The organism is Cohnella panacarvi Gsoil 349 (genome assembly GCF_000515335.1).
Taxonomy (GTDB): domain Bacteria; phylum Bacillota; class Bacilli; order Paenibacillales; family Paenibacillaceae; genus Cohnella; species Cohnella panacarvi.
In genome coordinates this window covers 114,471-129,120 of the sequence record NZ_KI911563.1, presented here as the reverse complement: position 1 = coordinate 129,120, position 14,650 = coordinate 114,471, and the positions used below count along the sequence as shown (strand labels likewise).

General features: G+C 56.5%; 14 protein-coding genes and 1 riboswitch. Of the genes, 2 read left to right on the top strand and 12 right to left on the bottom strand.

The genetic code is table 11. The features are described 5' to 3' along the window. Positions 1 to 25 precede the first annotated feature (25 nt). The gene (locus COHPA_RS0100610; RefSeq protein WP_027084248.1) at positions 26 to 1,258 is read left to right on the top strand and encodes a hypothetical protein; all 1,233 of its coding nucleotides are present in this window, start codon (positions 26 to 28) and stop codon (positions 1,256 to 1,258) included. A gap of 285 nt (positions 1,259 to 1,543) precedes the next feature. Here COHPA_RS0100610 and COHPA_RS0100605 read toward each other — a convergent pair whose 3' ends face one another. The 4 genes from COHPA_RS0100605 to rsmD form a co-directional block, all read right to left on the bottom strand. After that, a complete protein-coding gene (locus COHPA_RS0100605) occupies positions 1,544 to 2,953 on the bottom strand; it encodes a DUF4179 domain-containing protein (protein ID WP_027084247.1) in 1,410 nt (469 codons plus the stop codon). After that, complete coding sequence (locus COHPA_RS0100600; protein WP_027084246.1) at positions 2,950 to 3,474, bottom strand: sigma-70 family RNA polymerase sigma factor; 525 nt, start codon at positions 3,472 to 3,474, stop codon at positions 2,950 to 2,952. The genes COHPA_RS0100605 and COHPA_RS0100600 overlap by 4 nt, the downstream gene beginning before the upstream one ends. Positions 3,475 to 3,613: 139 nt before the next feature. Next, positions 3,614 to 4,144, bottom strand: coding sequence for a pantetheine-phosphate adenylyltransferase (gene coaD, locus COHPA_RS0100595; protein ID WP_027084245.1), 531 nt, complete (start codon positions 4,142 to 4,144; stop codon positions 3,614 to 3,616). After that, the gene (gene rsmD, locus COHPA_RS0100590; RefSeq protein ID WP_425393667.1) at positions 4,128 to 4,763 is read right to left on the bottom strand and encodes a 16S rRNA (guanine(966)-N(2))-methyltransferase RsmD; all 636 of its coding nucleotides are present in this window, start codon (positions 4,761 to 4,763) and stop codon (positions 4,128 to 4,130) included. Before rsmD ends, coaD begins: the two co-directional genes overlap by 17 nt. A 360-nt stretch (positions 4,764 to 5,123) precedes the next feature. On the opposite strand from rsmD, the gene COHPA_RS0100585 reads away from it, so the two are divergent. Beyond that, positions 5,124 to 6,101: an endonuclease/exonuclease/phosphatase family protein gene (locus COHPA_RS0100585; RefSeq protein ID WP_027084243.1), complete on the top strand. Its 978-nt coding sequence runs from the start codon at positions 5,124 to 5,126 to the stop codon at positions 6,099 to 6,101. An 88-nt stretch (positions 6,102 to 6,189) separates the two neighbouring features. On the opposite strand, the gene COHPA_RS0100580 is transcribed toward COHPA_RS0100585, so the two are convergent. From COHPA_RS0100580 to COHPA_RS0100545, 8 genes are all read right to left on the bottom strand, one after another. Then, positions 6,190 to 6,975, bottom strand: a complete 786-nt coding sequence (locus COHPA_RS0100580; RefSeq protein WP_027084242.1) for an ABC transporter ATP-binding protein — start codon at positions 6,973 to 6,975, stop codon at positions 6,190 to 6,192. Next, positions 6,972 to 7,757 carry an ABC transporter permease gene (locus COHPA_RS0100575; RefSeq protein ID WP_027084241.1) on the bottom strand — a complete coding sequence of 262 codons (786 nt, stop codon included), beginning with the start codon at positions 7,755 to 7,757 and terminating at the stop codon, positions 6,972 to 6,974. The genes COHPA_RS0100580 and COHPA_RS0100575 overlap by 4 nt, the downstream gene beginning before the upstream one ends. Further along, positions 7,747 to 8,049: a thiamine-binding protein gene (locus tag COHPA_RS0100570; RefSeq protein ID WP_027084240.1), complete on the bottom strand. Its 303-nt coding sequence runs from the start codon at positions 8,047 to 8,049 to the stop codon at positions 7,747 to 7,749. The genes COHPA_RS0100575 and COHPA_RS0100570 overlap by 11 nt, the downstream gene beginning before the upstream one ends. 33 nt (positions 8,050 to 8,082) lie before the next feature. Continuing rightward, entirely contained in the window at positions 8,083 to 9,087 is a 1,005-nt protein-coding gene (locus tag COHPA_RS0100565) for an ABC transporter substrate-binding protein (protein ID WP_027084239.1), read from the bottom strand. A 119-nt stretch (positions 9,088 to 9,206) separates the two neighbouring features. Beyond that, a riboswitch (TPP riboswitch) is annotated at positions 9,207 to 9,320 on the bottom strand. A 61-nt stretch (positions 9,321 to 9,381) separates the two neighbouring features. Next, complete coding sequence (locus COHPA_RS0100560; protein ID WP_027084238.1) at positions 9,382 to 9,669, bottom strand: stage VI sporulation protein F; 288 nt, start codon at positions 9,667 to 9,669, stop codon at positions 9,382 to 9,384. A gap of 105 nt (positions 9,670 to 9,774) precedes the next feature. Further along, positions 9,775 to 11,826: an ATP-dependent DNA helicase RecG gene (gene recG / locus COHPA_RS0100555; protein WP_027084237.1), complete on the bottom strand. Its 2,052-nt coding sequence runs from the start codon at positions 11,824 to 11,826 to the stop codon at positions 9,775 to 9,777. 23 nt (positions 11,827 to 11,849) lie between these two features. Continuing rightward, positions 11,850 to 12,701, bottom strand: a complete 852-nt coding sequence (locus COHPA_RS0100550; RefSeq protein ID WP_027084236.1) for a DegV family protein — start codon at positions 12,699 to 12,701, stop codon at positions 11,850 to 11,852. Between the two features lie 41 nt (positions 12,702 to 12,742). After that, a complete protein-coding gene (locus COHPA_RS0100545) occupies positions 12,743 to 14,581 on the bottom strand; it encodes a DAK2 domain-containing protein (RefSeq protein WP_027084235.1) in 1,839 nt (612 codons plus the stop codon). Positions 14,582 to 14,650 lie beyond the last annotated feature (69 nt).

Here is a 14,650-nt window from a genome sequence, read left to right as displayed (position 1 = left end):
TACGCCCGAGGGGAGATTTGCGCCTATGGACAAGGGAGCGAACCGCAGACGCTACGCCGCCTTATCGGTAACGATGGGGATGGCGGCGCTTCTCGTCGTTGCCGGCATCGTATATTCGCCCGGGGACGCTTTTCGGGCTTCGTTATCCGGCTTGCAAATTTGGTGGCAGAACGTATTCCCGGCTCTGCTCCCGCCGATGATATTAGCCGACCTGCTCGGTGCGTCGGGCTTGTTGCACGGGCTCGCTATACTAGCGGAGCCGTTGACGCGCGGCTTGTTCCGCCTACCCGGCACGTCCGGTTGGGCGATCGCCTTCGGCTGGGCCGCAGGCGTTCCGGCAGGCGCCAAAGAGACGGCGCGGCTCAGAGAGCGCGGCATGCTGCTGGAGAACGATGTCGATACGGTGCTGCTCGTCTCTCACATCCCGAATCCGTTCCTCGTCATCCTCGTCATCGGCTGCGGATTTCTGCATTCCGCCGCTTTAGGATGGTCGATCGCGATAGGATTGTGGCTATCCGCGATCTTGTCCGGCATCCTGTGGTCCCGAATCGCGAAGCCGCGCTCGCCCAAGCAGCCCGCTTCGCCCGTACGCGAACCAGGCGCGCTGCTGCGGAGAGCCATTCGCGCGGCTGTCGACGCGCGCCGCGAAGACGGCCGGCCGTTCGGCAAACAGATGGCCGACGCCGTCTCGCAATCGGTCACGACGCTGTTCGCGATCGGGGGACTGATGATGATGAGCGCCGTCGTCATCCGGCTCATCCAATATTGGATTCCCGGCAGCGACTTGTGGATCGCGTTTCCGGGCATTTACGAGATGCACCTCGGCGCTTTCGAAAGCAGCCGATCCGACTTGTTCGCCTCCGCGCCCGTGTATGCCGCGTCGCTCTTGGCCGCCGTCCTCGCGTGGAGCGGCTGGAGCGGACTCCTTCAAGCCCGGGCGGCCTTCGGCGCCAAAGACAAGTTCCCTTGGGCCAGAGTCATCGCCGGACGGCTGCTTCATGGGGCGACGGCGCTGCTCGTCACGTTCCCGATCGCCCGCATCGCCACATCCGAACCGGTGGCGAACTTTATGTACTCGCTCTGGCCGACCCGCTGGGCCGCGCTCGATGCCTGGACCTCATCCGCTCCTTGGCCGAGCGGCTGGGAACGGCTGCCCGACACGATCGCCGTCGCATGCGTCAGCTTCGCCGTGTTTATCCTGCTGGCTCTTACCGCCGCGCTCATTCGTCCGAAGAAACCCCGCAAACGGGAGGAGTAACGGCGGCCATTACAACGATATCCCCTTTGCTCAGGAAGGTCTGTGATCTTCGACCCTGAGCGAAGGGGATATCGTTATAAAGGGAGGAAAATATCAACCAGTCGCAGTTATTTCGTGCGCCACAGTGCCATTTTCGAAAAATAGCAACTATATGCAGTTATTCCGCGCAGTAACTTGACTAATCCGATATTCGCTTGCAAATAACCGTCGATCTGTTATTATTTTTCCAATCCGCCTGCTCCCCCTGATAATTAACCTCCGAATTGCTGTTATTTTCCTCTCCCGTTAATTCAACGGAATGACCAACTCTAATTCATCGATACGCTTCAGCGGTTTGATTTCAATGACGGCAATCTTCAGTCCGGACTCCCGAGGCAATGCCGGCAATTTCGCCTTATATACGTAGGCATCGTCTTGCAGGCGAGTATGATCGTAATGCTCAAACTTGTATTGTTGTCCCTTATCGTCTTCCACCCACCAGGCGTGTTCCTGAACGTAAGGCTCGCTTCCTTGCACTTCGTATTCCACCCACGTCTGATCATCCTCGAACGATATGCCGCGGAAGGTGATCTCGCCGGCTTCCCCTTGGCTGACCGTATAGGGATAATGGTTCGGAAACTCATAATATCGAACCACCGGCTTCTCGATACCTACGAACGATCCATTACCTTGGTTTTTCATCTTGGATACCCGTTCCGCGGTGCGTAAAATAAGCTCATGATTGTCGAGAGAGATTGGCGCGAACCGAGAAGTATGGCGATTCCCGTGTCCGTCTCCGCCCAGTTGCTCAAGCATTAATCCCTTCTCATCCCACAGTCGGAAAACAAGATCGTTCCGGGTAACGACTTCTCCGATCGGGATTTCCCGCCGTTCATCGTATGAAAGTCTATCGTAGCGGTCGGGCACATCCAATTCATACGCGATCTCGGTCGTCAACGGAGTCAGCGTCACTCCCGTGACGGCGACGCGAATGCCGGCAAAGTCCCGGATCAGAGGCGGGTCGAACTTCTTTTCCTTCACGCCTTCCTTGATCTTACTGACCCGTGCCTCGAGCCACCAGTTTCCGTCGATTAGCGTCGGCTTTCCGTCCCGCATGGCCGTTACTTCTTGAAAATGAATATCGAGGTCGAACTCGTCCGGCAGCTGATCTTCGAAACTAAACGTATACAAGGAGGCCGTCATTCCGCCCGGCAAATTTTTGAATCTTGCTCCGATTCCCGCGTTCAGAAACCGACCGTCCGCGCGAAGGGAGCTGGCAGGAGAGAAATGAATATCCAAGTTCTGTTCATGCAATAGTCCGACCGTCAAACGCGTTCCGTCATAGACAACTTGATCAAGCGTAACGGAAACGCCCTTATCTTCCACCGTCCGCCCTACGGATGTCGCGAATCCGACATCAACGATGTTCCGAACGCCAGTATCGCCTAGCGTTTGGAAAACCGTTCCGATCCCGGGGAGCTGCCGCAGCACTTGCGCCATCGCCGGAGAAATGAATCCGAGCGCGAACGTTCCGGCTAGCAAAATAACGATAGATGCGCATATCCATAATGCGGGCTTGCTGATTCGGCGATTGCGTTCCGGTTCCGGCAACTGATTGTAAGCAGCCTCCAGCTTATCCCGAACGATCGAAGGGAGCTCATAGGTGGATTGTTGGATGGCGCTCTTCATTCTCTGATCCCCATGTTGCTCGTTCATGAGTGTCCCGCCCCCTTCGTCTGCCCAGCGTGAGCGAAGCCTAATATTTCTCGCGCCCGGTGCAGCCTCGATTTAACCGTTCCCTCTGGCAAGTCCATTTCCTCGCTGATTTCTTTTATCGTGAGCTCTCCATAATAATAGAGCAGCACGATGCTCCGCAAAGACTCGTCAAGCGTGTCTATCCATTCCCGCATCTCGACACGATCGTAGCCTGCTTCCCGTACACCTGAGTCATAACAGACATCCAATGTCATCACATTGCGCGTCCGTTGCAGCACTCGTTTGCATTCGTTAATCAAAATGCGGATGACCCATGTTTTGAAGTACGCCGGCTCTTTCAAACCGCGAATCGAGCGAAAAGCCCGCAGCACCGTTTCCTGCATCGCGTCGGCGCAATCGGCGTCTGAACGCAGGAAGGCTTTGGCCGTCTGATACATCGAAACTTCCAACGTTCGCATCGCTCTGACGAACGCGTCTTTGTCCCCTTTTCGGGCGCGTGAAGCATCATCGCTCCATTCCAATGGATGGCACTCCTTTCACGTTCTTGTCAGTCATTAGATCGCGTTTATTGTCATTCGGTTCACGGCACTCAAAAAAAAAAAAAAAAAACGGCCCGACAGTTTATGTTGGCCGTTAATTTAGCAGTTGCTAACGCAGTTTCTAGTTGAAATCACCTAGGGATGGCTTGTATTTACCTTGCAACGCCGCTTCGACCGCCGGAGGCACCAGGTCCTGCACCGGTCCGTTAAACTTGGCGATTTCCTTGACGATGCTGGAGCTAAGGTACGAGTACTTCGGATTCGTCATCATGAACACCGTCTCTATGCCTTCGTCCAATTGACGGTTCGTCGATGCCATCTGCAGCTCGTATTCGAAGTCCGTGACGGAACGAATACCGCGCACGATGACTTGCGCTTGGCGAGACCGCATATATCTGACGAGCAGGTCGCGAAAGCTGTCGATCTCCACGTTCGGAAGATCGCGGGTGACGTCCGCCAGCAGCTTCTTGCGCTCGTCCACGCTGAACAGCGGTCTCTTGGAAGTATTGTTAAGCACCGCCACGATGAGCTGGTCGAATTGTTTCGCCGCTCTGCGGATAATGTCGAGGTGACCGAAAGTAACCGGATCGAAGCTGCCCGGGTATACCGCTATTCGATGTTCATGTTCAAGATTATTAGACCGAGGACTCATCCGGTGTTTCCCCTTCCGTTGCCGGGTCGGCTTCTGAATAATATCGGTAGATCGACAGGGCGATCTCACCGTATACGACATGTTTCGTTCGTTCGAAGGCGCCGTAACGATCATCGTATTGAACCTCGGGACTGTGCTCGACGACGGCTACCGCGCGGTCGGCTACTAGTCCCCGAGAAGCGGCTTCCAGCAGAAGCTGGTCGCAATTCGTCATCGCGTACGGCGGGTCGAGGAAGAGGATATCGAATGGTTTGCCTTGCCGCTCGAGCAGTTTTAGCGCCCGGCTCGCGTCGTTCCGGTACACTTCGGCTTTCGCCGAGAGCCGTGTCGAAGCCAAATTCGCTTTGACCACTTCGATGCTTTTGGCGTTCGCATCTATGAATACCGCATGCTCCGCGCCGCGGCTCAGCGCTTCGATGCCAAGCCCGCCGGTGCCCGCGAACAGATCCAGCACGCGATCTCCCTCGAAATACGGACCGATGATGCTGAACATCGATTCCTTCACTTTGTCCGTCGTGGGACGGGTGTTATTGCCCGGTACCGCCTTCAGCGGATGCCCCTTGGCTTGTCCGGATATGACTCGCACGCTTTCAACCCCTGATCGTCTGCGCAGCCTCAAGCTTTACGCCTTGTTTGCTGCAGTAATGTTACCATAATCCGCCGTTTTGCAAAAGATCGCCTCTTACAGCTTGGTATCGAGTTGTTACATTCGCATTATTTTTTCCGCTCGAACGTATATTTTCCACCATCCGGGTCACAATGATAGTACCGGCGCCGAGAGGTGTCGGGGATAACCGCGGAGAAGACTTACGTTTCCCCATAAGCTCTTCGTCCGGTTTCTCCTCTCCCATGAAGGCCCTCGTCGCGAGACGGGGGTCGACTTTTTGCGTAATACGCTATTCCCCTCCTAAAACCGCTCATACAGTTATTTGATAATCAGAATAATATATTCCGATTCATCATTAGGAGGTGAATAGATATGGGTGATAAACACAACAAGAGCGTATCGATCATGACATGGAACATCTATTTCGGAGCTACCCTAACGCCTCTAGTTGGAACGACTCCTGCCGAGCTCCCTCAACGGGTTACCGAGGTGTTCAGACAGGTTCAAGCAACGAATTTCCCGGTGCGGGCACGAGCGATCGCCGCTCAAATCGCAAGAAAAATACCGGATATCATCGGCCTTCAAGAAGCGGCCATATGGCAGCTTGTTTCGCCTCAAACTTCCGAAGTTGCGGCAGAGTATGATTTGGTTAACATCCTTGTCAAAGAATTGCGGAAAATAGGGTTGCATTATCAGGTATTAACCACGGTGAGTACGACGGATGCTACGTTGCCTAGCAGCAGCGGCTTTAACGTCCGATTCGTAGACCGTGATGCGATATTGGTGCGCAAAAATTCAGGACTGAAGTTCTCGAATGTTCAAACGGATGTTTTCGACGCTTTTCTTCCCGCTCCGGTTGGCGGTAGTATTGTAAACCTCAAATTTGGATGGATTTCCGTTGACGTCACTGTACACGGCAAGAAATTCAGGCTCGTCAATACTCATTTACAGCCGATTACGCCGTTGCTGCCCATTACGCTTCAAATCCAACTCGCTCAAGCCAATGAGCTTCTGAGTGGCCCGGGAGCGACCCAGCTTCCGTTAATATTCATAGGGGATTTCAACTCGAATGCCGACGGCAGCGGTCAGACGTACAACCTTCTGATTGCCGCCGGATTCACGGATGCATGGGTGGCCGCGGGAATCGGCAACGGATTTACCGGGTTCCAGGATCCTGATCTATTGAACATCAATTCTCAATTAAGCGTTAGAGTAGACCTCATTCTCTATCGGGGTAACTTTAAGATTAAAAAAATAGACGTAGTAGGAGAAGCGCAAGCGGACCGTACGCCTACGGCGCTATGGCCTTCCGATCACGCGGGAGTCGTGGCTACGATTGCTTTACATTAGGTCATAGATGGGTGTTATTTTCAAAAAATTGATCATAACACAAAGAGCAGCGAAGGCCCCTTCGCTGCTCTTTGCGTATCTTATACCTTTACCGACGCCCCTCGAGCAGCGCCAGCACCTCTTGCTTCAGCGAGATGAACGCCGGGTCCGTCCAGACGTCGCCGCGTCTCGGGCGAGCGAACGGCACGGCGATCTCGCGAACGACGCGTGCCGGGGCGGCGGATAGCACGTAGATCCGGTCCGACAGCAGCAGCGCCTCTTCGATGCTGTGCGTGATGAACAGCACGGAGCGGCGGTCCGCTTCCCACAGCTCAAGCAGCCACTTCTGCATGTCTGCGCGGGTCAACGCGTCAAGCGCGGCGAACGGCTCGTCGAGACACATGAGATCCCGCTTCATGAGCAGCGCGCGAAGAAACGATACGCGTTGCTGCATGCCGCCGGAGAGCACGTGCGGATACTCCGCCTCGAACGCCCCCAAGCCGATTCTGTCCAGCCATTCGGCGGCGAGCGCTTTGGCCTCTTGCTTCGAAGCTCCCGCGGTCACCAGAGCGGAAGCGATATTGCCCGCCACGCTCAGCCAAGGAAACAGCGCAGCCTGCTGCGGCATGTAGCTGATCAATCCCGACTTGCCGGTCACGTCGCCGCCGTCGATGAGCACGCGCCCGCCGTCTGGCTTCTCGACGCCGCCGATCAATCGGAACAGCGTGGATTTGCCGCTGCCGGAAGGTCCGATCAACGTCACGAATTCGCCTGCGCGAACGTTCAGCGATAGCTCGTCCAATACGGGAACACGCTCTTTGCCGCGTTTGTATGACTTGGCAATACCGTCGACAACGAGTTTATAGCCATTATCGGAATCTTTCGGCCCGTTCATTTGCTCACCGCCTTCCATTCGCCCCGCGAGCTCGGACGCCAACGAATAATGAACCGTTCGAGTAGCGCGACGATACCGAAGAACACCAAGCTGAGCGCAATGATGCAGACGATCGATCCGAACACGCCGGCGGCATCGAAGCCCTTGAACCTAAGCTGCAAGTAATAGCCGATCCCTTTGTTCGCCCCGAGCCACTCCGCGACGGTCGCGGAGGAGACGACGTACGTTGCCGCCATTTTCAGGCCTGTGAACAGGTATGGCAGCGATGCCGGAAACTCGAGCCGCTTCATGCGCTCCCATCTGGAAGCCCCGATCATGCCGAGATATTCCCGCAAATGCGGTTCGGCTTGTCCGAGTCCCGTCAACATCGACATCGTCACCGGGAAAAAACAGACGATTACGAGCAGAATCAGCTTCGGCGTTAAGTCGAACCCGAACCAGATCATGAGAAGCGCGCCGAGCGCGATCAGCGGAATGTTCTGCGAGATGACGAGCAACGGCGCTACCGCCTCCCGGAACAGCGGTACCGAATGGATGATGACGGCAATCGCGGCGCCGACGAGCAGGCCGAGACCGAGCCCCATGAACGACAATTTCAACGTAGCCGCAAAATGAGACCACAATAGCTCGCGATCGTCGGCCATTCGTTTGGCAATGTCCGAAGGCGCAGGAAGCGTATAATCGGCGATTCCGGACAGATTACAGTAAAGCTGCCAAAGCCCGATGAACGCGATCAGCGTAACGACCGGCAGTCCGATCGTTCTTAACGTCTTATTTCCCATTCGGATACTTGATCAACTGTTTGGAGATCGAGGCTTCTCCGGCTTTGTTGACGACCAGCTTAATCTGGGACAACACCGAGGGACTGCCCATTTCGAACATCGCGTCGTTCATTCGCTTGACGATCGCGATCAGCGTGTCGAGATCGCCTTCCAACGTCGTCTCCAGCGGTCCGACGAGATACGGCACGCCCGACGCTTTAATGATCTCGATCGCGCGGTCTACGTACGGAATGACTTCTTCTCCCGGATTTACTCTCGGCAAAATTTGAATGCTAAGCAATGCCTGCGCCATAATAGAATCCTCCTCAACACTTGTCCATTATCGTTATTTCGGCAAAAACTCGTTCGTGAACATGGCGTTGTAATCCAGGTCCTTGTCGAGCAGCTTGTTCTGCTTCAACCAATCGCCGTAGCCGGACCATACCTCCAGCTTTTGTACGCCCCAACGAGGCGCATCGTCCTTATATTTCGGGCTTAGCCACTTCTGGCTCGCTTTGACGAGCTCGGCGTTAAGCTCCGGAACGGCTTTAAGTAGGATGTCGGCCGATTCCTCCGGATGATCGATCGCGTACTGGTAGCCTTCCGACGCGCCAGCCAGAAACTCCCGAACGACTTCCGGCTTCTCTTGGATCAGCTTCTCGTTCGTCAGAATAAGGGGCGTATAATAGTCCAGCTGCTTGCTATAGTCGGTCAAGTACACCATATTGATCGGTTCGTTGCGAAGCTCCGCCTGAATGCCGTCCCAACCGTAGAATATCCATTCGAAGTCGATCCCGTTCTTCGTGCCCGAGAAGAAATCGGCGGTTCCCGCGTTTACGAAGTTCACCTTCTTCACGTCGGCGCCTTGCAATGCCATCAACGAGCTGATGACCGCTTCCTCGGCCGGCGTGTTCCATCCGCCGTAGGTTTTGCCTTCGAAATCTTTCGGTTCTTTAATGTTGCGGTCGACCGGCGATGCGAACCCCGACGTGTTGTGCTGGATGATCGGCGCGATCGAGACGAGCGGCAGGCCTTGGCTGCGCGCTTGAATCATGCCTTCTTGAGCGCCGATGCCGAATTCGGCCTTCCCGGCTGCGACGAGCGAGCTCGCTCCCGCTTCCGGCGGCTGAACGATCTCGACTTCGAGTCCGTGCTTCGCCCACAAGCCTTGCTCCTGCGCGACATACAGCCCCGTATGGTTCGTGTTCGGCGTCCAGTCCAGCACAAGGGTTACTTTCAGCGGCTCCGCCGGCGACGCCTCCTTCTCGTTGTTGCCGCAGCCCGCGAGCAGCAGCGTTCCCGCGATCGCGACCGCGCCCCATCTTGTCCAGCTTTTCTTCGTAACTGTCATTTCTCTCGTTCTCCCTTTCCCCATTCTGGATGCGACAGTTCGTGGCAACGAACAATAAAATAACGCCCCCCGATTCCGGAGGGCGTCTCGTATGCATTGACGTATAGCACGACGTAAATCTCGTCATGCTCCCACCTTCCTACGCTGGTACTAACCAGATCAGGTATAAGGGTCTGCATCTTCGATGGGATGCACTCTCAGCCGGCCTTGCTCCAGCTCCCCCGGGGCTTATTCCATTATGTTGTCTTTCGCTATCTTCCTCATTATAGCAAACGATCCGAATCTGTCTACGATTTATCTGAACATCGACCAAAGTTTAATCAGATGCAGCGGATTGTTCGGATCGATCTTCTGCGAGATGACGAAGCTGACCAGTTGCTCCTCTAGCGCGTCCGTCAGCGGCTCGTTCATGATCCGCGCGAACGATCTGACCCAGCGGCGTACTTTAACGCGGTCTTGCAGATCGTATTTCGTAACGCCTTCGAGCTGCGCTTTAATCCGTTCCTTGATGGCCGGATTTTTCATCTTCGTCTTGACGCGTTCCACGAATTCCGGCTTAATGCCGTACTTTTGCCAGCTCATTGCCCTAGTATGCCCCCTCTCGGCAGCTATTCCGTTCATCATATGCCGAGCGCTTGCGGAGCATGACAAAATAAACCGCCCGCATTTTCATGCGGGCGGTCATCGCTAGTCGAGCGGTTCGGACTGCTCGCTCGTTTCCCTGTGCAAATAATCTCTCAGCGGCTGATACGCCGGCGAGCTCCAGAACGATTCCTTGGACGTGAGCTCCGCGGCGTCGTCGCGCGCTTGCTCCAGCACCTCGAAATCGTTCAGCAAATTCGCGAGCCTGAATTCCGGCATCCCGCTCTGCTTCGTACCGAAAAACTCTCCGGGACCGCGCAGCTCCAAGTCCCTTCGCGAAATCTCGAACCCGTCGTCCGTATCGGTCATCGCCTTCATGCGCTCCTGGCCGTTCTCCGATTTCGGATCGGCGATCAGGATGCAATACGATTGGTGCGCGCCTCGCCCGACGCGGCCTCGCAGCTGGTGAAGCTGGGACAAGCCGAATCGGTCCGCGTCCATAATGATCATGAGCGTCGCGTTCGGTACGTCAACGCCTACTTCGATAACGGTCGTCGAGACGAGCACGTTCATCTCTGCGGCGGCGAACGTCCCCATCGTCGCGTCTTTCTCCGCGGCGGACATGCGGCCGTGCAGCAAGCCGACGTTAAGCTCGGGCAACGACTGCCGCAATTGCATGTGCAGGTCGATCGCGTTCTGAACGTCCAGCTTCTCGGACTCTTCGATAAGCGGGCAGATGAAGAACGTCTGACGGCCGGCCTCCGCTTCCTTGCGAATGAAGCCGAGCACGCGATCCATCATGTCGTGCTTCACCCAGAACGTGCGGATCGGCAGCCGTCCCTTCGGCCTCTCCCGCAGCGTCGACACGTCCATGTCGCCGAACACCGTAATGGCGAGCGTACGCGGAATCGGCGTCGCCGTCATCGTCAACACGTCGGGGTTCATCCCTTTGCGCCGCAATATACTGCGCTGGTTCACGCCGAACCGATGCTGCTCGTCCACTACGACTAGGCCGAGGCTGCGAAAATAAACGTCCTCCTGGATCAGCGCGTGCGTGCCGACGAGAATATCGAGAAGACCCATCTGAAGCGAAGCCAGAATGTCTCTGCGTTTGCGGTCGGTCATGCTGCCGGTCAGCAAGCCGACCTGAATGCCGACCGGCTCGAACAGCTTGCCGAGCGACCTTGCGTGCTGCTCCGCCAAGATTTCCGTCGGCACCATTAGCGCGCCTTGATGCCCCGCCTTGATCGTGGCATACAGCGCGACTGCCGCCACGACCGTCTTGCCGGCGCCGACGTCGCCTTGCAAGAGACGGTTCATCGTATACGGCTGCTTCATGTCGTGCAGGATTTCGTTAATGACCTGCTTCTGCGAGTCGGTGAGCGTGAACGGCAGCTTGGCGACGAACGAGCGGATGTCGTCGTTGTTGACCGGATGCGCGATGCCGATCGGCTCTTTCTTATGGGTAGCCCGATACGCTTGAAGCTTAAGCTGGAACAGGAACAGCTCCTCGTACACCATCCGGCGCCGCGCTTCCTGTCCCTCGCTTGAATTTTCCGGCCGATGGATGCGGAAGATCGCCTCTCTGCGCGGCATCAGCCCGTGTTTCTCGACAAGGTCCGCCGGAAGCAGCTCGGGAATGAGGGCGCCGAACTGCGTCAGCGCTTTATCGATCGCCTTGCGAATGTAAACCTGCGTAATCGCGCCGCCGACCGAATAGACCGGTTGAAGCGTACCCGTCTTCGAAGCGCCGCGATCCGGAAATTCGGATTCGGCTACCGTAACCTGACGTCTTCTTTGCTCCCATTTGCCCGATACGATAATGTCGCGGCCCGGCGTCAGCTGCTCCTGCAGAAACGCGCGGTTGAACCACACCGCCGTCAGCAGCATCCCCTCGACCGTTATTCTGCACAGGAGACGCGATTTGCCTCCGTAACGCTGCAGCGACGGCATCGTCGCGATCGTGCCCTGTACCGTTATTTTCTCCCCGTCTTTGACTTCCGTCAGCGAACGGATTCGATAATCCTCGTAACGAAACGGATAATGCTCGATCAGCTCCCCGACCGATGAAATACCTAAGGCGTGAAGCTCCTCCGCTTTCTTGGAGCTCACGCCTTGAAGGTTAACGAGCGGGGTAACGAATAATGAAGATGACATAAGACCAACCTCTTTAGGTTACTTCACGCCCGCGTCGCGAATAAACCGAGCGTTCCCGGACCTGCGTGCGCGCCGATGACCGGCCCGATCTCGGTTTCCGTATATTGTATAATGTTGAGCCGGCTCTTCAGCAGTCCGGACAATTCGGCCAGTCCGTCCTCGAAGCCCGGCGTCTTGGCGATGATCAGCTCGATCGGGTCGCCCTTGAAATCCTCCTCGAGCAGCTCGGCGATCCTTCCGAACGCCCGCTTCTGGCCGCGCGCCTTCTCGAACGAGTACACGTAGCCTTCATCGTCGATGGAGAGGATCGGTTTAATGTTAAGCAGCGTGCCGATCAACGCGGAAGCTTTGCCGATGCGGCCGCCCTTCTGTAAGTATTCAAGCGTATCGACCAGAAAATAAAGCTTCATCGACGCCCTCATGCGTTTGACTTCTTCGATGATCCGCGTCTTGTCGGCGCCTTCCCGCGCCAGCTTCGCCGCGGCAACGACGAGCAACCCGTAGCCGTAAGACGCGGAGCGCGAATCGATAACCGTAACGTCGGCATCGTCGTCCAACATCGATTTGGCGATCAGAGCGGACTGGTAAGTGCCGCTTAGCACGGAGGAAAGGGAGATGCAGACGACCGATTTGCCTTGCTCCGTCAGCTTCTTGAACGTCTCGAAGAAATCGGAAGGCGACGGCTGGGAAGACTTGGCCAAGTCATTGGACCGAGTAAGCTTCTGATAAAATTGCGCAGGCGTCAGTTCGATGTTGTCGAGGTACGTCTCGCCGCCGATGATCACTTTAAGCGGCACCATCGCGATATCAAGCTCCTCGCGAACCGCTAACGGAATGTCCGCGGTACTGTCGGTTACGATTGCTACAGTTGCCATAAGCTCGTCCTCCATTCGCGCAACCTATTCATTTCGCATGCTTATTTCTCGACGGCGAACAAATACGGATACAGCGGCTGTCCGCCCTCATGCACTTCGACCTCGACGTCCGGATATTGCTGGGCAAGCCATTCGGACAGCCTCTCTGTCGTATCCGGATCGGCGCCTTCGCCGGTCAACACCGTGATCATGTCGCTGTCCGTATCGAGCAGCTCGGCCGACAAGGTACGGCACGTTGCCTCGAGAGACGGCGTCGAAGCGACGATCGTCTTATCCTTGATGCCGATATAATGACCGTCCTTGATCTCGATGCCGTCCATGTTCGTATCTCTGACCGCTTGCGTCACCTGGCCCGTAACGACGCGTTCCGCCGCTTTCGTCATGCGAGCCGTATTCGCGGCGTCGTTGTCGTTCTCCTGGAAAGCCAGCATCGCCGCGAGGCCTTGCGGGATCGTGCGCGTCGGCAATACGGTCACCGGTCTTTCCGCCAATTCGGCTGCTTGCTTCGCTGCCATAATAATGTTCGGATTGTTCGGCAGCACGTAGATATGTTGAGCCGTCAGCGATTGAATCGCGCCGAGCAAATCTTCCGTGCTCGGATTCATGCTCTGTCCTCCGGAGAGAACGATGTCCACCCCTAAGCTTCTGAACAACTCCGCGTTGCCTTCGCCTACGCTCACGACGACGACGCCGTATTCGGCCATCTCGTGAACGTCCGGGTTCGGCTCGGTTTCCGGCGACGCGGCGATGGACGGCAGGTTAACGACGCCCGGCAGCGAGTAATCGACTTTCGGATCGAATGCCGGGGCGGCAGCGACCGCGCTGGCAGCCTCCGCATAGGTTGCGCCCGCAGCGACTGCCGGCATGCCGGTCGGCTGCTCGGCTTTAGGCTGAAGCAAATCGCGATGCTGTTCCTGCATGTTAAGAATGTGAATATGGGTAATTTCTCCGTATGTCAGCGCAGCGTTCAGTACGTCCCCCGGACGACGCGAATGTACGTGTACCTTCACGATGTTATCGTCTTCGATCAGGATAATGGAATCGCCGTCGCGTTCGAGCGTTTGACGGAAAGCGCGCTCGTGGAACGGTGTCGACGCGGGTAACCGATGAATGAAAAATTCCATATCGTACGGGAAAGCGATGCTTTCCGTCGCGATCTTCGACTGCGCCGAAGCGTGCGCCGGGACTGGCGAGACGGCAGGCTTCGCTGCCGGAGTCGGAGTTGCCGAAGCGGCGGGAGTTACGGCCGGAGTCGCCGAATCGCCCGTATGCAAATAATCGAGGAAACCCTCGTAAATGTAAACCAATCCTTGTCCGCCGGAGTCAACGACGCCGACTTGCTTCAAGACCGGGAGCATCTCTTGCGTGCGAGCCAGCGTCTCCAGCGCCTTGGCATGTACCTCTCCCAACCATTCCACGATGTCCTGCGTGCGGCGGGAAGCGAGCAAGCCGTGCCGCGCAGCCTCTCTGGCGACGGTCAGAATCGTGCCTTCCACCGGCTTGACGACCGCCTTGTAAGCGGTATCAACTCCCTGTTGCAGGGCGCCCGCGAACATCGGGACATTGAGGTCCTTACTGCCTGCGACCGCGCGGGAGAACCCGCGGAACAGCTGGGATAATATAACGCCGGAGTTCCCTCTTGCTCCCATGAGCAGGCCTTTGGAGAGCACTTCGGCTGCCCTGCCGACTTCGTCGGAAGGTTTATTCGTTAATTCGGCCACGCCGGCCGACATCGTTAAATTCATATTCGTTCCGGTATCGCCGTCCGGCACCGGAAATACGTTCAGGGCGTTGACGCGTTCGGCGTTGCGGGACAACTTCTCGGCGCCCGCGAACACCATTGCCGCCCATTCGGATCCGTTCAAGTAACGCTTACTCAATGAAGAATTCCCCTTCCCGTCTCATCGATCGAAGACAGCGGCCACGTACGCGTCGCTGCCCTCGGTCCT